Raw genomic sequence first — 20,906 nt, forward strand, 5'->3', positions numbered from 1 at the left:
CTGTATGAACCGTAAGACTGTGTTTCGAAACCTGGCGATCGTTGCCGGCATCCTGCTGGTGATCTATGCCTTCAGCTACTTCGGCAACGACACGCGCGGATTCAAGGGTGTCGACACCTCCGTGGCGATCGCGCAGCTCGACGCGAACAACGTCGACAAGGCGCAGATCGACGACCGGGAGCAGCAGGTGCGCCTGTGGCTGAAGGCCGGCAACGACGCGACCGACGGCAAGACCGAGATCCTCGCGAAGTATCCGGCGGCGGCGTCCGAGCAGATCTTCAACGAGATCTCCGACAAGGGCCTGGCCAGCTATAACACCACGGTCACGCAGGAGAGCTGGCTCACGTCCATCCTGCTGTTCGTCCTGCCGATGGTGATCCTGCTGGGCATCTTCTTCTTCGTGATGAGTCGCATGCAGGGTGGCGGTCGCGGCGGCGTCATGGGCTTCGGCAAATCGAAGGCCAAGCAGCTCAACAAGGACATGCCGAAGACCACGTTCGCCGACGTCGCGGGCGCGGACGAGGCGGTCGAAGAGCTGTACGAGATCAAGGACTTCCTGCAGAACCCGATGCGCTACCAGTCGCTGGGAGCGAAGATCCCGCGCGGTGTGCTGCTCTACGGGCCGCCCGGAACCGGTAAGACCCTGCTCGCCCGCGCGGTGGCAGGCGAGGCCGGCGTCCCATTCTTCACGATCTCCGGTTCCGACTTCGTCGAGATGTTCGTCGGTGTGGGCGCGTCCCGCGTGCGCGACATGTTCGACCAGGCCAAGCAGAACAGCCCCTGCATCATCTTCGTCGACGAGATCGACGCCGTCGGACGCCAGCGTGGTGCCGGCCTCGGTGGCGGTCACGACGAGCGTGAGCAGACCCTCAACCAGTTGCTGGTCGAGATGGACGGTTTCGGTGACCGGACCGGCGTCATCCTCATCGCCGCCACCAACCGCCCTGACATCCTGGACCCGGCGCTGCTGCGTCCGGGCCGCTTCGACCGGCAGATCCCGGTCGGCGCCCCCGACCTCGCCGGTCGTCGCGCCATCCTGAAGGTTCACTCGCAGGGCAAGCCGATCGATCAGCACGCCGACCTCGAGGGCCTGGCCAAGCGCACCGTCGGAATGTCGGGTGCCGATCTGGCCAATGTCATCAACGAGGCCGCGCTGCTCACGGCCCGCGAGAACGGCACCGTCATCACGGAGGCCGCGCTCGAGGAGTCGGTCGACCGTGTCGTGGGTGGTCCGCGCCGCAAGAGCCGCATCATCAGCGAGCACGAGAAGAAGATCACCGCGTACCACGAGGGCGGGCACACGCTCGCCGCGTGGGCGATGCCCGACATCGAGCCCGTCTACAAGGTCACCATCCTCGCCCGCGGCCGCACCGGCGGTCACGCGATGACGGTGCCCGAGGACGACAAGGGGCTGATGACGCGGTCCGAGATGATCGCCCGGCTCGTCATGGCGATGGGTGGCCGCGCGGCCGAGGAGCTCGTGTTCCACGAGCCGACCACCGGTGCGTCCTCCGACATCGACATGGCGACGAAGATCGCCCGGTCGATGGTCACCGAGTACGGCATGAGCGCCAGGCTGGGTGCGGTGCGGTACGGCCAGGAGGGCGGCGACCCGTTCCTGGGCCGCTCGATGGGTCAGCAGTCCGACTACTCCCACGAGGTCGCGCGCGAGATCGACGAAGAGGTCCGCAACCTCATCGAGGCCGCGCACACCGAGGCGTGGGCCATCCTCAACGAATACCGGGACGTGCTGGACATCCTGGCCACCGAGCTCCTCGAGCGTGAGACCCTCACCCGCAAGGACCTCGAGAAGATCTTCCACAGTGTGGAGAAGCGCCCCCGGATCACGGCGTTCAACGACTTCGGCCACCGGACCCCGTCCGACAAGCCGCCGGTCAAGACGCCGCGGGAACTCGCGGTCGAGCGCGGCGAGCCGTGGCCCCAGCAGCCCGAACCGGTGTTCGCGCAGCAGCAGTCGCAGCAGGCTCCGCCGCAGCAGCAGTACCCGCAGCCGGCGCCCGCCAACGGCTACTCGCAGCCGGCGCCGACCCGGCCGCAGGGTGGGATGACGCAGCCGCGTCCGGATTACGGCGCACCCGCCGGATGGTCTGCTCCGGGCTGGCCGCCGCGCGATCCGGGCAACCAGAATCCGGAGGGTCAGTACCCCGGTAACCAGGGTCCGGGGAACCAGTGGAACCCGCCGCACGAGCAGCGCGGTACCGGGGACGACGACGCGCAGACGAGGGCCTGGAAAGGACCGGACGGATCGAACTGATCCGCCCGACACTAGGCTTGTTGCTTCGGGACGATCGGTCCCGGTACTGGAGGAGTTTCGGTTGTCGGTGAATCATCTCGGTAGTGAGCCCGTGGCACTCGAGACAGGCCGGGTGTTCGATCAGCCGCGTGCCGAGGCGGCGGTGCGCGAACTGCTGATCGCGATCGGTGAAGACCCGGATCGTCCCGGACTCCGGGATACGCCCTCCCGCGTGGCGCGGTCGTACCGCGAGGTCTTCGCGGGCCTCTACACCGACCCGGACACCGTGTTGAACACGACGTTCGACGAGGGGCACCAGGAGTTGGTGCTGGTGCGCGACATCCCGCTGTACTCCACCTGTGAGCATCATCTCGTGTCGTTCCACGGTGTCGCCCACGTCGGGTACATCCCCGGCAAGACGGGCAAGGTGACGGGGCTGTCGAAGCTGGCCCGCGTCGTCGACCTGTATGCCAAGCGTCCGCAGGTCCAGGAGCGTCTGACCAGCCAGATCGCCGATGCGGTGATGCGCAAGCTGGATCCGCGTGGCGCCATCGTGGTCATCGAGGCCGAGCACCTGTGCATGGCGATGCGGGGTATCCGCAAGCCCGGTGCGAGTACCACCACCTCAGCGGTGCGTGGGCTGCTCCAGTCCAGCGCGGCCTCACGTTCCGAGGCTCTGGACCTTATTCTGCGGAAGTGACCGTGATCGAGCTGCCCTCGCCAGGCCGAACCGTGGTGATGGGTGTCCTGAACGTCACCACCGATTCCTTTTCCGACGGTGGACGCTTCCTCGATCGGGACGCGGCGCTGCAGCGCGGTCTCGACCTGAAGCGTCTCGGCGTCGACATCGTCGACGTCGGCGGCGAGTCCACCCGGCCGGGCGCGGCGCGGGTCGATCCCGACGTCGAGGCCGGGCGGGTCGCGCCGGTGATCGCTGACCTGGTGGCCGAGGGCATCTGCGTCAGTGTCGACACGATGCGGGCGTCCGTCGCGGAGGCCGCGATCGAGGCGGGCGCGTCGATCATCAACGACGTCGCCGGCGGTCGTGCGGATGCGGCGATGGCCTCGGTCGTCGCGGACGCGGGGGTCCCGTGGATCCTGATGCACTGGCGTTCGGCGAGCGATTACGTGCACCGCGGCACCGCGGCCCATTACGAAGACGTGGTCCGTGAGGTCCGGGACGAACTGATGACGCAGGTGGATCTGGCCGTGAAGGCGGGGGTGGACACTGCTTCGCTCGTGCTGGATCCGGGTCTCGGTTTCGCGAAGAACGCCGACCACAACTGGGCGCTGCTGAAGGCGCTGCCCGAGTTCAACGAGCTGGGTTTTCCCGTCCTGATCGGTGCTTCCCGCAAACGGTTCCTGGGTTCGCTGCTCGCCGACGCGGACGGTGAACCCCGACCACCGGCGGGCCGGGAGACCGCGACCGCGGTCGTGTCGGCGCTCGCCGCGACGCACGGCGCGTGGGGAGTGCGCGTGCACGACGCGCAGGCTTCCCTCGACGCCATCGCGGTGGCCGAGGCCTGGGCAAAGGGTGCAGCCGGACGTGAATGATCGAATCGAGTTGCGCGGCTTGAAGGTTCGTGGCAACCACGGTGTCTTCGAACACGAGAAGCGGGACGGTCAGGACTTCTTCGTCGACATCACCGTCTGGATCGACCTGGCTGCCGCGGCCGCGTCGGACGACCTCGCCGACACCCTGGACTACGGCGGGCTGGCCGAGCGCGCGGCCGCGATCGTCGCCGGGCCGTCGCGGGACCTCATCGAGACCGTGGCCGCGGAGATCGCGGACGGGGTGATGGCCGACCCTCGCGTCCGGAGCACCGAGGTGGTGTTGCACAAGCCGTCCGCGCCGATCCCGCTGACCTTCGCGGACGTGGCGGTGGTTGCGCACAGGTCGAGGCCATGAGCCGCGCGGTGTTGTCGATCGGGTCGAACGTCGGCGACAGCCTCGCCCATCTGCAGTCCGTCGTCGACGGGCTGGGTGATTCGGTCGTGGCCGTCTCCGCGGTGTATTCGACGGCGCCGTGGGGCGGCGTCGAGCAGCAGGACTTCCTCAATGCGGTCCTCGTGGTGGACGACTCCGCACTCGACGGCTACGGCTGGCTGCGGCGCGGGCAGGAACTCGAGACCGCCGCCGACCGGGTGCGCACCGAGCGGTGGGGTCCGCGCACGCTCGACGTCGACGTCGTCACCTGCGGCGACGTCCGCAGCGACGACCCCGATCTGATCCTGCCGCACCCGCGTGCACACGAACGCGCCTTCGTCCTGATTCCGTGGCTCGATGTCGACCCCGACGCCGTGCTACCCGTCGACGGGGCGAGCACCCGGGTGGACGCGCTGCTGGCGCTGCTGGACGAGGACGAACGGGCCGGTGTGCACCGGACGGAACTGGTTCTGAATCGGCGGTCGCGATGAAACCGGAACCGACGGGCACGATGAAACCCACCCGCATCTGGGATCTGCTGTTCCTGGCCGCACTCGCCGTCGCCGCCACCTGGATTCTGGTCCGCGTGTTCTACGGATCGTTTCCGCCCATTCCCGTGTACGCAGGGGCGTCGCTGTACCCGGTCGCGCTGATCGAGGTCGTTCTCGCGTTCATGGTGCGATCCCGGGTCCGCAATCATCAGGTGGGCGACGGCCCCCGTCAGCTGCACCCGATCACCGCCGCCAGAGTGGCTGCGCTGGCCAAGGCATCCGCGCTCGTCGGTGCCGCGACGGCCGGTGTGTGGGGCGGCTTCCTGCTGTACCTGCTTCCGCAGCGTTCCGTGCTCCGGGCCGCAGTCTCGGACAGTCCCGGAGCGTGGGTGGGTCTCGTCGCCGCATTGGCGCTCGTCGGCGCCGCGCTGTGGCTGGAACACTGCTGCCGCACCCCCGACGACCCCTCCGACGAGCCGGCACATTAGGGCATGAAAGATCGCCGCAGGTCCGATGGATGCGCGGCGCACCCTTGTGGGCCAAGTACCCTGGCACCATGACGAATCCTGGTCGCCTCAAGTCTGCGCGCCGCAACAAGCGCAGCGCGAGCCAGATGATCGTTGCGGGGTTGCTGGCCCTCGCGGTGATCGCGTCCCTGTTCCTGATCTTCAGCGACAGCGTCCAACTCCTGAGAGTGGGCCTGGTGGCAGCACTCTGGGCTGCCACGGTCGGCGCCATCGCCATGACGAAGTACCGGCGCGAGTCGGCGCTCGACAAGGCGAAGGTCAACGATCTGCAGACCGTCTACGAGTTGCAGCTCGAGCGGGAGATCTCGGCGCGGCGCGAATACGAACTCACCGTGGAGAAGCGGGTACGCAGCGAGGTGCGCGCCGACGCCGAGGAACTCGCCGCGCTGCGTGCCGAGCTCTCCTCGCTCCGCAAGAATCTCGAGGCCCTGTTCGACGGCGCGATGCCGACCGAACGGATCGCGCTGCGTGCGGATTCGACGCGCGTGCAGGAACTCGCCGGCGGCTCGTACAGCAGCTATCAGCCTGCCGCGTCCGGCCTGTACATCCCGGGTGCGGGTCACGCCGCCGGGGCCGGGCATCAGAGCGGTGCGGCCCAGCAGGCGCAACCGCTCGCGAATCCGGACGACGATCCGGTCACCGCCGAGACGTCGATCGTGGAGCCCGTCGACGCCGGCCGTGCCGAACCCGAGATCGAGGTCGAGCCGGAACCGGAGCCCGTCGCCGAGGTGGTGCCCGAACGCGCGCCGAAGCCCGAACCCGAGATCGAGGTCGAGGTCGAGCCCGAGCTGGAACCGGAACCCGAGGGGCGCCGGGGACGCCGACGGGCGTCCGAGGACGAAGAACCGTCCGGCGCGCACTCGAACGGGCTGTCCGTCGCCGAGATCATGGCCAACATGCAGTCGGCGTCGGGGTCCGGCCAGGGCTCCGGCGGCCGGCGGCGCCGCGCCGAATAGGGCCGGACGCGCCCGGGACAACCCGCACGGTGTGAGGCATATATCACTCCGCCGGCGCATGGCGGGGTGAGCTCGACCCGGGCTATCCTCGCCTGGAACGTCTGGTACCCGCCGAGCGGGACTGGAACGAACGAGAGGACGAAGGTGACCTCTTTCGGGATCACTAATGGCCCTGCGCCTGCGCGATTGACGGTAGGAATCGTCTCCGCCGGCCGGGTCGGTACAGCTATCGGTGCCGCGTTGGAGCGGGCAGGTCACGTGGTCGTCGCCTGCTCGGCTGTCTCCGACACGTCACGTCACCGGGCACGCACCCGGCTCCCCGAGACCGAGGTCCTGCCGGTGGCGGAGGTCGCGGCCCGCTCCGAACTGCTCATTCTCGCCGTCCCCGACGCCGAACTGCCGTCACTGATCGCGGGGCTGGCCTCCACCCGCGCGGTGCCGAACCGCGCCATCGTGGCCCACACGTCCGGCGCGAACGGCATCGGGATCCTCGATCCCCTCACCGAGCAGGGCATCGTGCCGCTCGCGATCCACCCGGCAATGACGTTCACCGGGCACGACGAGGACACCGTGCGTCTCGCATCGGCGTGTTTCGGCGTCACCGCCGCCGACGACATCGGCTACGCGATCGGGCAGTCGCTGGTCCTCGAGATCGGCGGGGAACCCGTCCGGGTCCGCGAGGACATGCGGCCGCTGTACCACGCCGCTCTCGCCCACGGCAGCAATCATCTCGTGACGCTCGTCGTCGACGCCGTTGCCGCTCTGCGGGTCGCGCTCGAAGGCCAGGAACTGCTCGGTCAGGAACTGATCGGCGACGAGCCCAACGGTCTAGCCGAACGTGTTCTCCAGCCGCTGCTCTCGGCGGCACTCGACAACGCCCTGCGGCGCGGGCCAGCCGCGCTCACCGGACCCGTCGCGCGGGGCGACTCCGAGGCGGTGGCCACCCACCTGCGGGTTCTCGAGGAAGTCGATCCGCAGATCGCGGCCGGCTACCGCGCCCTCTCGCTGAGGTCGGCGCAACGCGCCGGCGCGTCAACCGAACTGCTCGACATCCTGGAAGACCGGAGGTGAGTTCCGTGAGCGATCTGCAAGGCGGATACAAGCGCGGCGAACTGACCGTGCACCACGACCCGCAGATTCTGACGCGGGTCTCGAAGGCGCTGCGCGGTGTCGGCCGTCAGGTCGCGCTCGTGCCGACGATGGGTGCCCTGCACACGGGCCACCTGGAGCTGGTCCGTCAGGCCAAGCTCACCGGCGCGGTGGTGATCGTCTCGATCTTCGTCAACCCGTTGCAGTTCGGTGCGGGCGAGGACCTCGACGCCTACCCGCGCACCCTGGACGCCGACCTCGACCTGCTACGTGAGGCCGGAGTCGAGCTGGCGTTCATTCCCACCGCGGCCACCATGTACCCGGCGGGCCCGCGGACGACGATCCATCCCGGACCGCTCGGCGCCGAACTCGAGGGCGCGTCCAGGCCGACGCACTTCGCCGGCATGCTGACCGTGGTCGCCAAGCTGCTGCAGATCGCCGCGCCGCACGTCGCGTACTTCGGTGAGAAGGACTACCAGCAGCTGACGCTGATCCGGCAGATGGTGACCGACCTGAACTTCGACGTCCGGATCTTCGGTGTGCCCACCGTCCGTGAGCACGACGGACTCGCGCTGTCCTCGCGGAACCGCTACCTCGACGAGGCGCAGCGGAACGCGGCGACATCGCTGTCCGCGGCACTGATCGCGGGGGCGCACGCCGCCGCCGGCGGCGCCGAGGCGATCCTGGCCACCGCGCGCGAGGTGCTGGCGTCGACGCCGGAGGTCGACGTCGACTACCTCGAAGTGCGGGGCGTCGATCTCGGCCCCGCCCCCGAGCGGGGCGACGGCCGGCTGCTCGTCGCCGCCCGGGTCGGGACCACCCGCTTGATCGACAACGTCGGTGTCGCCGTCGGCACCGGATTCCTGGAACGTGACACCGAGGCGTCGGACGCGTCGGCGACAGACGAACTTCTTTCCCGCTAGAAGAGTAAGGACCGGAACATGTTTCGCACAATGATGAAGTCGAAGATCCATCGCGCCACCGTCACGCACGCCGACCTGCACTACGTGGGTTCAGTGACGGTCGACCAGGATCTGATGGACGCCGCCGACCTTCTCGAGGGCGAGCAGGTGTGCATCGTCGACATCGACAACGGCGCGCGGCTCGAGACATACGTCATCGCCGGCGAGCGGGGGAGCGGCGTCATCGGAATCAACGGCGCGGCTGCGCATCTCGTCAAGCCCGGCGACCTCGTCATCCTCATCGCCTACGGCGTCATGAACGAGCAGGAGGTGCGCGACTACGAGCCGCGTGTCGTGTTCGTCGACGCCGCCAACAAGCCGGTCGAACTCGGCGCCGACCCGGCCCACGCTCCGGAGGGCTCCGGTCTGATCACCCCGCGCATGCTGTCGACGCTCGACGCCGAGCGCGAATCCAGCCTGGTGTAATCCATGCTCCTCACCGTCGACGTCCGGAACACCAACATTGTTCTCGGACTGTTCACCGGTACCGGTGAACACTCGAAGTTGGTGCAGGACTGGCGGATGCGCACCGACGCGAGGATGACGGCCGATGAGCTGGCCCTCATCTTCCGGGGTCTTCTGGGCAGGCACACCGATCAGATCACCGGTGTGTCCGCGTTGTCGACGGTGCCGTCGGTGCTGCGGGAGATCCGCGTGATGCTCACGCGGTACTGGGGACACGTGCCGCACGTGCTGGTGGAACCCGGGGTGCGAACCGGTGTTCCGCTGCTCGTCGACAACCCCAAGGAGGTGGGCGCAGACCGGATCGTGAACAGTCTTGCGGCGCATCACCTCTACGACGCACCGTGCATCGTCGTCGACTTCGGGACGTCCACGTGCGTCGACGTCGTGTCCGCGAAGGGCGAGTTCCTCGGTGGCGCGATCGCGCCCGGCCTCGAAATCTCGTCCGACGCTCTCGCGTCGCAGTCGGCGGCGTTGCGCAAGGTCGAACTGGTGCGGCCCCGATCCGTCGTCGGCAAGAACACCGTCGAGTGCATGCAGTCGGGTGCGGTGTTCGGATTCGCCGGACTCGTCGACGGGCTGGTGCGTCGCGTGCGCAAGGAACTGCCCGCATTCTCCGGTTCCGACGTGGTGGTGATCGCGACCGGTGACCGTGCGCCGCTGATCATGCCCGAGACGGAGACCGTGGACGAGCACGAGCCGGACCTCACGCTGGAAGGGCTGCGCCTCGTGTACGAGCGGAATCAGGCTCGTCGAGGGGCTCGCCGCAGCCCGCTCGAGTGACGGGTTCCCTCTTCGCAGAAGTTATGTCAGAATGGTCCCCGTGAATCTCTGCACGAGTGCTCAGGAGTGTTGTCGAGGCTGAACGCTGCCTTGACCAATTCACACTTCTGGGAGTCTCTCTCGTGCTCGCAACATATTCTTCTGCATCTGTACCCACCCGTCTCCGCCCGGCTGACCTGCTGCGCATCACCGATCAGGGTGCGTCCGAGGTCCTCGACGGCCGCCACGACGTCCTGCTTCCGCAGAGCTGGCCCACCGACGAACGCTGGTCGACCCGCCTCTACTCGGACGACGACGTCGACGTGTGGTTGATCAGCTGGGTTCCCGACCGGAACACCGAATTGCACGACCACGCAGGCTCTTTCGGCGCGCTCACGGTCCTCAGCGGCGCGTTGTCCGAGTTCCGTTGGGCGGGTGACCAACTACGTCACCGCACCCTCGAGGCCGGCGATCAGGCCTCCTTCCCGCTCGGCTGGGTTCACGACGTGGTGCGGGCGCCGGACGCACCCGGGGCGGGGGTGGTGACGCCCACGTTGAGCGTGCACGCCTACTCGCCGCCGTTGTCGGCGATGTCCTATTACGAGGTCACCGATCACGGCACCCTGCGCCGTACCCGTACCGAGCTCACCGATCTCCCCGAGGGCGGTTCGAAGTGAACATCGACCAGATGCTCGAAGAGGCCCGCACCCGCATCGACCGCATGTACGCGTTCGAACTGCCCGAGGCGGTGGCGCGCGGCGCGATCGTCGTGGACATCCGGCCGCAGGCGCAGCGGGCTGTCGAGGGGACGTTGCCCGGTGCGCTCGCCATCGAACGCAACGTTCTCGAGTGGCGGTGCGATCCCACCAGCTCGGCACACCTGGCGCTGGCGGTGGACCACGACGTCGAGTGGATCATCGTGTGCTCCGAGGGCTACACCTCGAGCCTCGCCGCGGCGGCACTGCAGCAGCTGGGGCTGCACAAGGCGACCGATCTGGTCGGCGGGTACAAGGCGATCAAGGCGGCGGGGTTGCTGGGGTCGCTCATCGCGACGCAGCACTGCGCGCGGGAGCTGGCCACCGTCTCGGCTCACTGACGGCGAGCCGTCTCGGCTCACTGACCTCACTGACCTCTGAATAGGGGGACGCGGGGCTGTCGATTAGGCTGGTGACCCGTGAGTGAAGTAGCAGCCCAGCCAGTTGACGACACCCCCGAGCAACTTCGGATCCGCCAGGAGAAGCGTGAGCGGATCCTCGCGGAGGGACGCGAGGCGTACCCGGTGTCGGTGGCGCGTACCCACTCGCTGGCGGAGATCCGGGCCAAGTACCCGGAACTCGAGCCCGACACGGCCACCGGTGACCAGGTCGGTGTCGTCGGCCGGGTGATCTTCGTGCGGAACACGGGCAAGTTGTGCTTCGCGACGCTGCAGGAAGGCGACGGCACCCAGCTGCAGGCGATGATCAGTCTCGCCGCGGTGGGTGAGGATGCGCTCGCGTCGTGGAAGGCGGATGTCGATCTCGGCGACTTCGTGTTCGTGCACGGTGAGGTGATCAGCTCTCGCCGCGGCGAGCTGAGCGTGATGGCCGATTCGTGGCAGATCGCGTCCAAGTCGCTGCGGCCCCTCCCCGTTGCGCACAAGGAGATGAACGAGGAGTCCCGGGTCCGGCAGCGCTACGCCGATCTGATCGTGCGCGCCGAGGCGCGCGAGAATGCGCGTAAGCGTGTGGCGGTGGTTCGCGAACTCCGGAACGCGCTCGAGCGCCGCGGGTTCCTCGAGGTCGAGACACCGATGCTGCAGACACTGCACGGTGGTGCCGCCGCGCGGCCGTTCGTCACCCATTCCAATGCGCTCGACATCGATCTCTACCTGCGAATCGCACCGGAGTTGTTCCTCAAGCGGTGCGTCGTCGGCGGTATCGAGAAGGTGTTCGAGATCAACCGGAATTTCCGCAACGAGGGTGTCGATTCGACGCATTCGCCGGAATTCGCGATGCTCGAGACGTACGAGGCATACGGCACGTACGACGATTCGGCTGTCATGATTCGCGAACTCGTACAGGAGGTGGCGCAGGCTGCTTTCGGTTCTCAGGTCGTCACTCTCGCGGACGGTACCGAATACGACCTCAGCGGTGAATGGAAGACCCTCGAGATGTATCCGTCGCTGTCGCAGGCGATCGGTGTCGAGGTGACCCCGGATACGACGGTCGAGGAATTGCTGGCTCTCGCCGAGAAGGTGGGCCTCGAGGTTCCCAAGGGCAAGGGTTACGGGCACGGGAAGCTCGTCGAGGAACTGTGGGAACACCAGTGCGGCGACCAGTTGTTCGAGCCGACGTTCGTCCGTGACTTCCCGGTCGAGACGTCTCCGCTGACCCGAGACCACCGCAGCAAGGCGGGGGTCACCGAGAAGTGGGATCTGTACATCCGCGGATTCGAGTTGGCCACGGGCTATTCGGAATTGGTGGACCCGGTCATCCAGCGTGAGCGGTTCGTCGATCAGGCGCGTCTCGCGTCGGCCGGAGACGACGAGGCGATGGTTCTGGACGAAGAATTCCTCGCCGCAATGGAGCAGGGAATGCCGCCGACCACCGGTACCGGAATGGGAATCGATCGTCTGCTCATGGCTTTGACGGGTTTGGGAATCCGGGAAACAATCCTCTTTCCCATTGTTCGTCCTTCTCGTTGATTCACCAGGGTGAATTCGCGCGGATAAATTCGATTCATTCCTCGTATTCCTATTCGGAAGAACCGGGGTATGGTTACCTCCGGGTCGTAGCTCACGTTGACGATGAGACGTCGCTTCATTCGAGAGGAATTCCATCCCATGGCTAAGAAGGTCACTGTCACCTTGATCGACGATGTCGATCAAGAGGCGTCTGCCGACGAGACGGTCGAGTTCGGACTCGACGGTGTTCAGTACGAGATCGACCTTTCTTCGGACAATGCGGCGAAATTGCGCGAGCAGCTCGACGTGTGGGTTTCCCACGCCCGCAAGGTGAGCTCGCGCAAGCGCGGCAAGGCGGTGGCGGCTCCTGCGGCCACCAAGTCCCGAGTTTCGGTCGATCGTGAGCAGAGTGCCGCGATCCGTGAATGGGCGCGCAAGAACAACAAAAAGGTTTCTGCCCGCGGACGTATCTCCGCCGAAATTATCGACGCCTACAACAAGGCGAACTGAAAGTTAGCTGGGAACAGAATTCTCTGATTCGCTCCGCGAAGCGACCTGGGCTGTTACCGTCCCGCTCTGATCCGATAATCGGTAAGGCCGGGGGTAGCTGTGCGTCGCTTCGTGTCCGTATCAGGGATTCTGTTCCTGGCATTCGTGATGTGGGCCGGGGTGGGAGTGGCGTCCGCGGCGCCGGTCTATCCGGTTCCGGATTCCTTCCTCGCCGGTGTGCCGCTCGAATTGGGAAATCCGGGCGGCACGGCCCCCGGTTCGAACGACTGGTCCTGCCGGCCGAGTGACGCCCACCCCGAACCGGTGGTCCTCGTCCACGGCACCGGTGGCGCACGCCAGACCAACTGGGCGGTGTACGCGCCGCTTCTCGCCAACGAGGGCTACTGCGTGTATTCCCTCACCTACGGAAACTTCCCCGACCTGCCGTGGCCGCTCGATGCGATCGGCGGGATGACCCCGATCGACACCGGCACGGCTCAGATCGCCGCATTCGTCGATGAGGTGCTGTCGAGTACGGGGGCCGCGAAGGTCGACCTGGTGGGACATTCCCAGGGCACCGTGCAGGCGAACAACTACGTGAAGTTCTTCGGCGGTGCAGACAAGGTCGCGAAGATCGTGTCGCTCGCGCCGCCGTGGCACGGCACGTACGGAAACGATCAGGTCAGCGTCGGGCGGTTCATGCGGTCGCTCGGCATCGACGACGAGGTGGCGGCCGGTTTCCCCGTCTGCGAGGCGTGCCCCGAAATGTTGCAGGGTTCCGCGTTCATCGACCGGATGCGCGCGGGCGGCGTCTACGTTCCCGGCATCGACTACACGAACATCGCCACCCGCTACGACGAACTCGTCGTCCCGTACACGAGCGGGATCGAGCCGGGACCGGACACCACGAACATCGTCGTCCAGGACGGATGCGAGCAGGACTATTCCGACCACGTCGCGGTGGCGGGTTCGGCACGGGCCGCGGGTTTCGTCCTGAACGCGCTCGATCCCGAGCATCCGCGCGACGTGCCGTGCCGGTTCGTCGCCCCTGTCGCCGGGTAGCACGCCCGGTTACCGGGGGAGGGCTGAGCGAGCCCCTGGGTATCCCCGCCGAGCCGGCGGAAACGTAAGGGTGGCGAACTCGCAGCTCATCGACATACCCTGTCCGGACACACAGTTCTCGCCCCCCGTCGGGGAGCGGGTTCGCCGACCTGGATCAGGCGGGACGGCACGTCGGTCCGTCCGGGTACGTCCGGGTGGCGGACAACTGGAGAGAAGTGCCCATTCGAGCCGACCTCGGCGGCGACGAAATGGTGGTCTGAGTCGGCGTCGCCGGACCTGTTCGCTTCAGGCGTACAGCGAAGGGGAAACGATTGCCGGAGCTGGGGCGTTAAATAACGGTAAGCAGGCCTGCTCCCCCACCTAAAGGGGTGGAGGGGCAGCAGGTCGATCGGCAGCCAACTACAGTAATAGATGGGGTCGTGGAACCGTCGTCGGTTCGGGGCTTCTGCCCTCGGAGCAGGCGCTGGCGATCTGCTTGTAGTGCCGGAGCGAAACGCGGCGAACAGGGACGAGACACCCGGTCTCGTGACTGCACGTCGGAAAGTGTGAGGGAGAGCGATGTTCGAGAGGTTCACCGATCGCGCACGGCGCGTTGTTGTCCTGGCTCAAGAAGAAGCCAGGATGCTCAACCACAACTACATCGGTACGGAGCACATCCTGCTCGGCCTCATTCACGAGGGCGAAGGTGTCGCTGCCAAGTCGCTGGAGTCGTTGGGCATCTCCCTCGAAGGAGTGCGCAGCCAGGTCGAGGAGATCATCGGCCAGGGCCAGCAGGCCCCGTCCGGCCACATCCCCTTCACCCCGCGTGCCAAGAAAGTCCTGGAGCTCAGCCTGCGCGAGGCACTGCAGCTCGGACACAACTACATCGGTACGGAGCACATCCTGCTCGGCCTCATCCGCGAGGGTGAAGGCGTCGCCGCGCAGGTTCTGGTCAAGCTCGGTGCAGACCTCAACCGGGTGCGTCAGCAGGTCATCCAGCTGCTCTCCGGCTACCAGGGCAAGGAGCCGGCCGAGTCCGGCGGCACGCGCGGCGAGGCGGGCACCCCGTCCACGTCGCTGGTGCTCGACCAGTTCGGTCGCAACCTCACCCAGGCAGCGCTCGAGGGCAAACTCGACCCCGTCATCGGCCGCTCGAAGGAAATCGAGCGCGTCATGCAGGTGCTGTCGCGCCGTACCAAGAACAACCCTGTGCTGATCGGCGAGCCCGGTGTCGGTAAGACCGCCGTCGTGGAGGGTCTCGCTCAGGCCATCGTCAACGGCGAGGTCCCCGAGACGCTCAAGGACAAGCAGCTGTACACGCTCGACCTCGGGTCGCTCGTGGCCGGCAGCCGTTACCGCGGTGACTTCGAGGAACGCCTGAAGAAGGTCCTCAAGGAGATCAACACCCGCGGCGACATCATCCTGTTCATCGACGAGCTGCACACCCTCGTGGGTGCCGGCGCGGCCGAGGGCGCCATCGACGCGGCCTCGATCCTCAAGCCGAAGCTCGCCCGCGGTGAGCTGCAGACCATCGGTGCCACCACTCTCGACGAGTACCGCAAGTACATCGAGAAGGACGCCGCACTCGAGCGCCGGTTCCAGCCGGTGCAGGTCGGCGAGCCGACGGTGGAGCACACCATCGAGATCCTCAAGGGTCTGCGCGACCGCTACGAGGCGCACCACCGCGTGTCCATCACGGACGGTGCTCTCGTCGCCGCGGCCACCCTGGCCGATCGCTACATCAACGACCGCTTCCTGCCGGACAAGGCCATCGACCTCATCGACGAGGCCGGAGCCCGGATGCGCATCCGCCGGATGACCGCGCCGCCGGACCTCCGCGAGTTCGACGACAAGATCGCCGATGCCCGCCGCGAGAAGGAGTCCGCGATCGACGCGCAGGACTTCGAGAAGGCCGCGAACCTGCGCGACAAGGAGAAGACCCTCGTCGCACAGCGCGCGGAGCGGGAGAAGCAGTGGCGTTCCGGTGACCTGGACGTCATCGCCGAGGTCGACGACGAGCAGATCGCCGAGGTCCTGGGTAACTGGACCGGCATCCCCGTGTTCAAGCTCACCGAGGAGGAGACCACCCGTCTGCTCCGCATGGAGGACGAGCTGCACAAGCGGATCATCGGTCAGGAAGACGCGGTCAAGGCTGTCGCCAAGGCCATCCGTCGTACCCGCGCCGGCCTGAAGGACCCGAAGCGTCCGTCCGGTTCGTTCATCTTCGCCGGCCCGTCCGGTGTCGGTAAGACCGAGCTGGCCAAGTCGCTCGCCAACTTCCTGTTCGGCGAGGACGACGCTCTCATCCAGATCGACATGGGTGAGTTCCACGACCGCTTCACGGCGTCGCGGCTGTTCGGTGCCCCTCCCGGCTACGTCGGCTACGAAGAGGGCGGCCAGCTCACCGAGAAGGTGCGCCGCAAGCCGTTCAGCGTGGTCCTGTTCGACGAGATCGAGAAGGCACACCAGGAGATCTACAACACCCTCCTGCAGGTGCTCGAAGACGGCCGTCTCACCGACGGTCAGGGCCGGACCGTGGACTTCAAGAACACGGTGCTCATCTTCACCTCGAACCTCGGTACCTCGGACATCTCCAAGGCTGTGGGTCTCGGCTTCACGTCCGGCAAGGGCGACGAGTCGAACTACGAGCGGATGAAGCTCAAGGTGCACGACGAGCTGAAGAAGCACTTCCGTCCCGAGTTCCTCAACCGCATCGACGACATCGTCGTGTTCCACCAGCTCACCACCGAGCAGATCGTTCAGATGGTGGACCTGATGGTCGCGCGCGTCGAGGTGGCCCTGAAGAACAAGGACATGACGATGGAGGTCACCGACAAGGCCAAGTCGTTGCTGGCCAAGCGCGGCTTCGATCCGGTCCTGGGTGCGCGGCCGCTGCGTCGCACCATCCAGCGCGAGATCGAGGACCAGCTGTCGGAGAAGATCCTCTTCGGCGAGGTCGGCCCCGGTCAGATCGTGTACGTCGACGTCGACAACTGGGACGGCGAAGGCGCGGGCGAGGACGCGAAGTTCACGTTCCGCGGCGAGACCAAGCCGGTCACGGTGCCCGACGAGGTTCCGGTCGACCTGGCCAAGTCCGGCGCAGCCGACTCGGAGTAGGACAGGCAGCAGTTGAACGAACGGGCCGCCGGTGGTTTTTCACCGGCGGCCCGTTCGTGTGTGCGGGGTCAGACGCTCTTGCGTCCCGACCAGTTGGCCAGCCGTTCGGTGGGGCCGGCGGCCGGAAGGGGTTCGACGACGTCCGCGAATGGCACGTGCCCGCCACGGGTCTCCGCCGGGATCGCGTGCCGTGCGACGGCGAGCATCGCCTCGGCCAGTTCAGGGCGGGTCTCGGGCGGTTGGCCGGTGGCGATCGCCAGGTCCCAGCCGTGCACGAGGGTTTCGTTGATGTAACCCCAGATCGCGGCGCGGCCGGGCACCGTGCCCCACGGCGCGGTCACCGTCGCGTCGAGGCGGTCGTCGTCGGTCCAGAGGGGCCACATGCGTTCGGTGGCCGAGCGGTATGCGTCGCCGTAGCCGTCTCCGGGGATGTCGGTGACGACCAGCGGAACGGTGCCCGGGTCGCCGCCCTCCCCGATCACTCGGGCGCGTTCCGCTGTCGCGACCAGGTGACCGAGCAGGGTGCGGACGTCGAAGTCGGCGCACGGGGTCGACGCCGTCAGCTGGTCTTCGCGAACGGTGTCGATGAGGCCGGTGGTCCAGGCGAGGGCTTCGCGGTACAGGGGTCGGGGATCTGTCGTGTTAGTCATGAGGCAACTATCGTCGCAATACATGACATCTTCTGTCGTGTATTTCTGACAGACTTTTCGTATGCGCGCCGACCGCCTGCTCTCGCTCGTACTCCTGCTCCGCAACCGCGGGCGCATGTCGGCTTCGGCCCTGGCCCGCGAACTCGAGGTGTCACCCCGCACCGTGTTGAGGGACATCGACGCCCTGTCGACGGCGGGGATTCCGGTGTACGCCGAACGCGGCCGTGACGGCGGCTTCGAACTGCTCCCGGGGTTCACCACCGACCTCACCGGTCTCACGGTCGACGAGGCGAAGGCACTGCTGGCGGCGGGTTCGGCGGTGACGTCGGAATCGCTGGGCATGGCACCGGCGTTCGCGTCGGCGATGCGCAAGGTGGTGGCGGCGATGCCGGCCGCGCACCGCGCGGCGGCGACGAAGGTAGCGGAGCGGGTGTTCGTCACCCAGGGCACATGGCTGACCGATCCGGAACGGGTCGACGACCATCTCGGGCTGATCCAGCAGGCAGTGTTCGTGGGGCGGCGGCTGAGCATCCTCTACGCGTCGCGGGGCGACGATGCCGTGTGGCGGGTCATCGACCCGCAGGGCCTCATCCATGCGGCGGGACGGTGGTACCTGGTGGCGACGGACGCCGGTCGCGACCGGACCTACCGCCTCGAGCGGATCGAGGACGTTCGCGAACTCGACGAACCCGCCCAGCGATCCGCCGACATCGACCTCGCCGCGATCTGGGATCGCCGCCGCACCGCATTCCGGGCCCGTGGGACACCGGTGCACGCCGACATCCTCGTGCGCCGGGAGCGACGCGACGATCTGGTGGAGCGCGTTTTCGACGTCCGATCCGAGCAGCCTGCCGCCGACGACCGGGTGCGCCTGGAGGTGGTGTTCGGCGACGACACCCACGCGAGCGGGGTCCTGTGGTCGTTCGGTGAGGACGCGGAAGTGCTGGCACCGGACGATCTGCGGGCGGCCCTGCGTTCCCGGGCGCTGCGGATGTCGGCGAGGTACGAGTAGGTTCGACACGTAAACCGAAGAATCACGAGAGGATGTGGCATGCCGACACGTACCGCACGGACCGCTTGGAACGGATCGCTCGAACAGGGAAGTGGCCAGGTCGAACTCACCAGTTCCGGCGTCGCGACCTTCGACGTCTCGTTCCCCAAGCGGGCGGCCGAGGAGGCGGGTGGAACCACCAGCCCGGAGGAGCTGATCGCGGCGGCGCATTCCTCCTGCTACGCGATGCAGCTGTCCGCACTCATCGCGGAGGCCGGCGGAACCCCGCAGAGCCTCGAGGTGAAGGCCGATGTCTCACTCGGACCGGACAACCCGGGTTTCAAGCTCACCGGCATCAAGCTGACGGTCCGCGGCGAGGTGGACGGTCTCGACGCCGACGGCTTCGCCAAGGCAGCTCAGGCCGCCAAGGAGTCGTGCCCGGTGAGCAAGGCGCTCACCGGAGTCGAGATCACGCTGGACGCGGCACTCGAATCCTGAGTGCGGCCGGCTACTGCCGGTTGAACCGTGCGCGCACTTCCTCCATCTTCGCCTGGAGTTCGTCAGCGCTGATGACGCCCTTGTCCATCAGCGCGTGAGCGGTGGCGACGACGGACCGGGAGCGGACGGGGAAGTCGCGGTAGACGGTTTCGCCCAACTGGTCCTCGGTGTGGCGCCTGTCGAGATTGTCCCAGGCGCCACGCCAGGACAGGCATTCCGCGGTGGCCTGCATGCTCGATTCCCACGGGTCCGGCTTGCGATCGAGATCCGGTAACGTCACGTCGTCGCGAGTTGTCTCCGGCGTCAACGTGTTCAGGATGACGTCGTAACCCTTGTCCGTCATCATCGTGCGGCTCCTCCGTTGTCCGAGGGTGGTGTGGTCGCCGTCCAGTCGACCTGGGGGACGGCGACGCCGATCATGGTGTCGCGGGTGACGATCGACGCCAGCTGTTCCTCGCTCCAGCCCTCGGTGCCCTCGGGGCGCATCGGCATCACCATGAACCGCGATTTCTGATTCGAATCATGCACGCGCACTTCGACGTCCGACGGGAAATGGAGGCCGAACTCCGCGATCACCTCGCGGGGCCAGCGCACCAACCGGCGGCGATAATTTGGCGTGCGGTACCAGTCCGGGGACATACCGAGAACGGGGCGCGGGTAGCACGAACAGAGCGTGCAGACGATGACGTTGTGAACTTTCGGGGTGTTCTCCAGCACGTAGAAGTACGTGTAGTCGCTCGGCGTGCCCGACCCGGTCGGGTCACGCCAGTCGATTCCCACTTCCTTGCAGGTTTCGGTGCCGTCGGCCAGTAGTCGCTTCTTGAATTCCGGGTCGACCCACGCCTTCGCGACCAATCGCGAACCACCCGACGGCCCCACCGATTCGGCCCATTCCGAAAAGCGGCGGTGATCCTCGCGGGAGAAAAGGCCGTGTTCGATCGACAGTTCCCGGATGGCGGTCTCCAGGATTTCGAATTCGCTGACCTCCTCCGAGGCCTGGATCGGGGCGTGATCGTCGTGCGAATGCGTCATGTGTCCGCCTCTCCTGCCGGCTCGAGCCAGCGCTCGGAGCACTCGGTTTCCAAAGTGTCGATCTCGAATCCGCTGTAGCGGGGCCAGAGGTCGGTCTGCTGGAAGCGGACGACGTAGAACGGTTCGGTCCGTCCGTCGTCCACGCGTCCCCACGCCTCGTCCTCGGGGATCACCCACTCGGGTCGGTGTTCGACGACGACACCGGTGCGCCCGCGGATGAATGCCTGGGTTCGGGTGTGGAACATCGACGTCGCGTTCGTGACGGTGACGCGGTCGCCGATCTCGAACTTCTTCGTCATGACCGGCCTCCCTCGGCTGTCCGGGCGCGCACCTCGTCGATCTTGGCGGAGAGTTCATCCGGTGTGATCAGACCCTTGTTGATGAGTGTCTTGGCGGCCACCGTGATCCACCGCGCGTAGTACGGCAATCCGAAGTAGAGCGTGGCACCCAGATCGTTTTCGGCGCGGCGCCGCTCCTCGGAATTCCACACCCCCCGCCAGCCGAGGCATTCGCACGTGACGTACGTGCTCATCTCCCAGTCCTCTTCGACCTTCTCCTCGTACTTGACGGGGAGGGCGGGTTGGCCGCCGACGTCGTGCAGTACGTGCCGCAACGCGTCGAACGCGGAATTGGAGAGGTAGTACGGCGAATCCATCTCTTCGTGATGGACGGGGCCGTACCCCGCGACCCTGTTCGCCTGTGCCTCGAAATCTGCTGGAGAGTTCATCGCGTGCTCCGTAGTGGTGGAACTAGTGACAGGGAACTCCCAGGAGATGGCGTCCGTCGTGCATCAATTCGTGCAGATACATGCCGCTTCGGGAGATCGCGCCCTGGTCGAAGCCGACCAGGTAGAGGGTGAGCAGAGCGAGCAGGACGACTCCGACGGCAATCAGCACGATTCCGAGTGACTCGACGGACTTGCTCGGTGAAGAGACGTAAACCATGGCTACTCCTGGAGGAGTTCGGGTTCCGCAACTATCGGCCGCCGATTGTCCG

25 protein-coding genes are annotated in these 20,906 nt (G+C 66.8%); 19 read left to right on the forward strand and 6 right to left on the reverse strand.

Translation table 11 applies throughout. The features are described from left to right. The first annotated feature begins 4 nt into the window (after window positions 1-4). The 17 genes from ftsH to RJ1_RS21355 all read left to right on the forward strand — a co-directional run bounded on the left by ftsH (window position 5) and on the right by RJ1_RS21355 (window position 16,739). Entirely contained in the window at window positions 5-2,275 is a 2,271-nt protein-coding gene (ftsH, locus tag RJ1_RS21275; RefSeq protein ID WP_073363677.1) for an ATP-dependent zinc metalloprotease FtsH, read from the forward strand. A gap of 61 nt (window positions 2,276-2,336) precedes the next feature. Then, on the forward strand, window positions 2,337-2,954 hold the full coding sequence (folE, locus tag RJ1_RS21280) for a GTP cyclohydrolase I FolE (RefSeq protein WP_009477477.1): 618 nt from the start codon (window positions 2,337-2,339) through the stop codon (window positions 2,952-2,954). After that, window positions 2,951-3,808 (forward strand): dihydropteroate synthase, encoded by an 858-nt coding sequence (gene folP / locus RJ1_RS21285; RefSeq protein WP_083400539.1) that lies wholly within the window; start codon window positions 2,951-2,953, stop codon window positions 3,806-3,808. The genes folE and folP overlap by 4 nt, the downstream gene beginning before the upstream one ends. Beyond that, entirely contained in the window at window positions 3,801-4,163 is a 363-nt protein-coding gene (gene folB, locus RJ1_RS21290; RefSeq protein ID WP_073363678.1) for a dihydroneopterin aldolase, read from the forward strand. The genes folP and folB overlap by 8 nt, the downstream gene beginning before the upstream one ends. Continuing rightward, entirely contained in the window at window positions 4,160-4,672 is a 513-nt protein-coding gene (gene folK, locus RJ1_RS21295) for a 2-amino-4-hydroxy-6-hydroxymethyldihydropteridine diphosphokinase (RefSeq protein ID WP_073363679.1), read from the forward strand. The genes folB and folK overlap by 4 nt, the downstream gene beginning before the upstream one ends. A gap of 20 nt (window positions 4,673-4,692) precedes the next feature. Beyond that, window positions 4,693-5,160 carry a DUF3180 domain-containing protein gene (locus RJ1_RS21300; protein WP_181450308.1) on the forward strand — a complete coding sequence of 156 codons (468 nt, stop codon included), beginning with the start codon at window positions 4,693-4,695 and terminating at the stop codon, window positions 5,158-5,160. A gap of 68 nt (window positions 5,161-5,228) precedes the next feature. After that, complete coding sequence (locus RJ1_RS21305) at window positions 5,229-6,155, forward strand: DUF6779 domain-containing protein (protein ID WP_205415364.1); 927 nt, start codon at window positions 5,229-5,231, stop codon at window positions 6,153-6,155. A gap of 144 nt (window positions 6,156-6,299) precedes the next feature. Beyond that, on the forward strand, window positions 6,300-7,226 hold the full coding sequence (locus RJ1_RS21310) for a Rossmann-like and DUF2520 domain-containing protein (protein ID WP_073363685.1): 927 nt from the start codon (window positions 6,300-6,302) through the stop codon (window positions 7,224-7,226). Between the two features lie 5 nt (window positions 7,227-7,231). Then, on the forward strand, window positions 7,232-8,167 hold the full coding sequence (panC, locus tag RJ1_RS21315; RefSeq protein ID WP_073363767.1) for a pantoate--beta-alanine ligase: 936 nt from the start codon (window positions 7,232-7,234) through the stop codon (window positions 8,165-8,167). Between the two features lie 18 nt (window positions 8,168-8,185). Then, the gene (gene panD, locus RJ1_RS21320; protein WP_073363686.1) at window positions 8,186-8,632 is read left to right on the forward strand and encodes an aspartate 1-decarboxylase; all 447 of its coding nucleotides are present in this window, start codon (window positions 8,186-8,188) and stop codon (window positions 8,630-8,632) included. Between the two features lie 3 nt (window positions 8,633-8,635). Further along, a complete protein-coding gene (locus tag RJ1_RS21325) occupies window positions 8,636-9,451 on the forward strand; it encodes a type III pantothenate kinase (RefSeq protein WP_073363688.1) in 816 nt (271 codons plus the stop codon). Between the two features lie 122 nt (window positions 9,452-9,573). Further along, window positions 9,574-10,107 (forward strand): cysteine dioxygenase, encoded by a 534-nt coding sequence (locus tag RJ1_RS21330; protein ID WP_073363690.1) that lies wholly within the window; start codon window positions 9,574-9,576, stop codon window positions 10,105-10,107. Beyond that, window positions 10,104-10,526 carry a rhodanese-like domain-containing protein gene (locus tag RJ1_RS21335; protein WP_073363692.1) on the forward strand — a complete coding sequence of 141 codons (423 nt, stop codon included), beginning with the start codon at window positions 10,104-10,106 and terminating at the stop codon, window positions 10,524-10,526. Before RJ1_RS21330 ends, RJ1_RS21335 begins: the two co-directional genes overlap by 4 nt. A 78-nt stretch (window positions 10,527-10,604) precedes the next feature. Further along, the gene (lysS, locus tag RJ1_RS21340; protein ID WP_073363694.1) at window positions 10,605-12,113 is read left to right on the forward strand and encodes a lysine--tRNA ligase; all 1,509 of its coding nucleotides are present in this window, start codon (window positions 10,605-10,607) and stop codon (window positions 12,111-12,113) included. A gap of 138 nt (window positions 12,114-12,251) precedes the next feature. Next, entirely contained in the window at window positions 12,252-12,602 is a 351-nt protein-coding gene (locus RJ1_RS21345) for a histone-like nucleoid-structuring protein Lsr2 (RefSeq protein WP_073363696.1), read from the forward strand. Window positions 12,603-12,701: 99 nt separating this feature from the next. Then, entirely contained in the window at window positions 12,702-13,643 is a 942-nt protein-coding gene (locus tag RJ1_RS21350) for an esterase/lipase family protein (protein WP_073363698.1), read from the forward strand. Window positions 13,644-14,201: 558 nt separating this feature from the next. Beyond that, complete coding sequence (locus tag RJ1_RS21355) at window positions 14,202-16,739, forward strand: ATP-dependent Clp protease ATP-binding subunit (RefSeq protein WP_073363700.1); 2,538 nt, start codon at window positions 14,202-14,204, stop codon at window positions 16,737-16,739. Between the two features lie 68 nt (window positions 16,740-16,807). On the opposite strand, the gene RJ1_RS21360 is transcribed toward RJ1_RS21355, so the two are convergent. Then, window positions 16,808-17,389: a TIGR03086 family metal-binding protein gene (locus RJ1_RS21360; protein ID WP_073363702.1), complete on the reverse strand. Its 582-nt coding sequence runs from the start codon at window positions 17,387-17,389 to the stop codon at window positions 16,808-16,810. Between the two features lie 61 nt (window positions 17,390-17,450). On the opposite strand from RJ1_RS21360, the gene RJ1_RS21365 reads away from it, so the two are divergent. Both RJ1_RS21365 and RJ1_RS21370 read left to right on the forward strand, forming a co-directional pair. After that, complete coding sequence (locus RJ1_RS21365) at window positions 17,451-18,401, forward strand: helix-turn-helix transcriptional regulator (RefSeq protein ID WP_073363704.1); 951 nt, start codon at window positions 17,451-17,453, stop codon at window positions 18,399-18,401. 39 nt (window positions 18,402-18,440) lie between these two features. Continuing rightward, window positions 18,441-18,878 carry an OsmC family protein gene (locus tag RJ1_RS21370; RefSeq protein WP_005244949.1) on the forward strand — a complete coding sequence of 146 codons (438 nt, stop codon included), beginning with the start codon at window positions 18,441-18,443 and terminating at the stop codon, window positions 18,876-18,878. 10 nt (window positions 18,879-18,888) lie between these two features. Here the strand turns inward: RJ1_RS21370 and RJ1_RS21375 are convergent, their stop codons facing one another. Genes RJ1_RS21375 through RJ1_RS21395 form a run of 5 tightly spaced genes read right to left on the reverse strand, consistent with a single transcriptional unit; the run spans window position 18,889 to window position 20,854 of the window. After that, window positions 18,889-19,224 carry an SH3-like domain-containing protein gene (locus RJ1_RS21375; protein WP_073363706.1) on the reverse strand — a complete coding sequence of 112 codons (336 nt, stop codon included), beginning with the start codon at window positions 19,222-19,224 and terminating at the stop codon, window positions 18,889-18,891. Continuing rightward, window positions 19,221-19,910, reverse strand: a complete 690-nt coding sequence (gene scnC / locus RJ1_RS21380; protein WP_073363707.1) for a thiocyanate hydrolase subunit gamma — start codon at window positions 19,908-19,910, stop codon at window positions 19,221-19,223. The genes RJ1_RS21375 and scnC overlap by 4 nt, the downstream gene beginning before the upstream one ends. Further along, entirely contained in the window at window positions 19,907-20,209 is a 303-nt protein-coding gene (locus RJ1_RS48860) for an SH3-like domain-containing protein (RefSeq protein ID WP_073363709.1), read from the reverse strand. The genes scnC and RJ1_RS48860 overlap by 4 nt, the downstream gene beginning before the upstream one ends. Further along, window positions 20,206-20,637 carry an SH3-like domain-containing protein gene (locus RJ1_RS48865; protein ID WP_073363710.1) on the reverse strand — a complete coding sequence of 144 codons (432 nt, stop codon included), beginning with the start codon at window positions 20,635-20,637 and terminating at the stop codon, window positions 20,206-20,208. The genes RJ1_RS48860 and RJ1_RS48865 overlap by 4 nt, the downstream gene beginning before the upstream one ends. A 22-nt stretch (window positions 20,638-20,659) precedes the next feature. Then, window positions 20,660-20,854 (reverse strand): CbtB domain-containing protein, encoded by a 195-nt coding sequence (locus RJ1_RS21395; RefSeq protein ID WP_005244942.1) that lies wholly within the window; start codon window positions 20,852-20,854, stop codon window positions 20,660-20,662. Window positions 20,855-20,906 lie beyond the last annotated feature (52 nt).

Source organism: Rhodococcus jostii NBRC 16295, assembly GCF_001894825.1.
Taxonomy (GTDB): Bacteria; Actinomycetota; Actinomycetes; order Mycobacteriales; family Mycobacteriaceae; genus Rhodococcus_F; species Rhodococcus_F jostii.

Coding starts and splice junctions, on each gene's coding strand:
- ftsH (WP_073363677.1), top strand. CDS start 5: ATGAACCGTAAGACTGTGTTTCGAAACCTGGCGATCGTTGCCGGCATC.
- folK (WP_073363679.1), top strand. CDS start 4,160: ATGAGCCGCGCGGTGTTGTCGATCGGGTCGAACGTCGGCGACAGCCTC.
- RJ1_RS21300 (WP_181450308.1), top strand. CDS start 4,693: ATGAAACCCACCCGCATCTGGGATCTGCTGTTCCTGGCCGCACTCGCC.
- RJ1_RS21305 (WP_205415364.1), top strand. CDS start 5,229: ATGACGAATCCTGGTCGCCTCAAGTCTGCGCGCCGCAACAAGCGCAGC.
- panD (WP_073363686.1), top strand. CDS start 8,186: ATGTTTCGCACAATGATGAAGTCGAAGATCCATCGCGCCACCGTCACG.
- RJ1_RS21325 (WP_073363688.1), top strand. CDS start 8,636: ATGCTCCTCACCGTCGACGTCCGGAACACCAACATTGTTCTCGGACTG.
- RJ1_RS21345 (WP_073363696.1), top strand. CDS start 12,252: ATGGCTAAGAAGGTCACTGTCACCTTGATCGACGATGTCGATCAAGAG.
- RJ1_RS21355 (WP_073363700.1), top strand. CDS start 14,202: ATGTTCGAGAGGTTCACCGATCGCGCACGGCGCGTTGTTGTCCTGGCT.
- RJ1_RS21360 (WP_073363702.1), bottom strand. CDS start 17,389: ATGACTAACACGACAGATCCCCGACCCCTGTACCGCGAAGCCCTCGCC.
- RJ1_RS21365 (WP_073363704.1), top strand. CDS start 17,451: ATGCGCGCCGACCGCCTGCTCTCGCTCGTACTCCTGCTCCGCAACCGC.
- RJ1_RS21370 (WP_005244949.1), top strand. CDS start 18,441: ATGCCGACACGTACCGCACGGACCGCTTGGAACGGATCGCTCGAACAG.
- RJ1_RS21375 (WP_073363706.1), bottom strand. CDS start 19,224: ATGATGACGGACAAGGGTTACGACGTCATCCTGAACACGTTGACGCCG.
- scnC (WP_073363707.1), bottom strand. CDS start 19,910: ATGACGCATTCGCACGACGATCACGCCCCGATCCAGGCCTCGGAGGAG.
- RJ1_RS48860 (WP_073363709.1), bottom strand. CDS start 20,209: ATGACGAAGAAGTTCGAGATCGGCGACCGCGTCACCGTCACGAACGCG.
- RJ1_RS48865 (WP_073363710.1), bottom strand. CDS start 20,637: ATGAACTCTCCAGCAGATTTCGAGGCACAGGCGAACAGGGTCGCGGGG.
- RJ1_RS21395 (WP_005244942.1), bottom strand. CDS start 20,854: ATGGTTTACGTCTCTTCACCGAGCAAGTCCGTCGAGTCACTCGGAATC.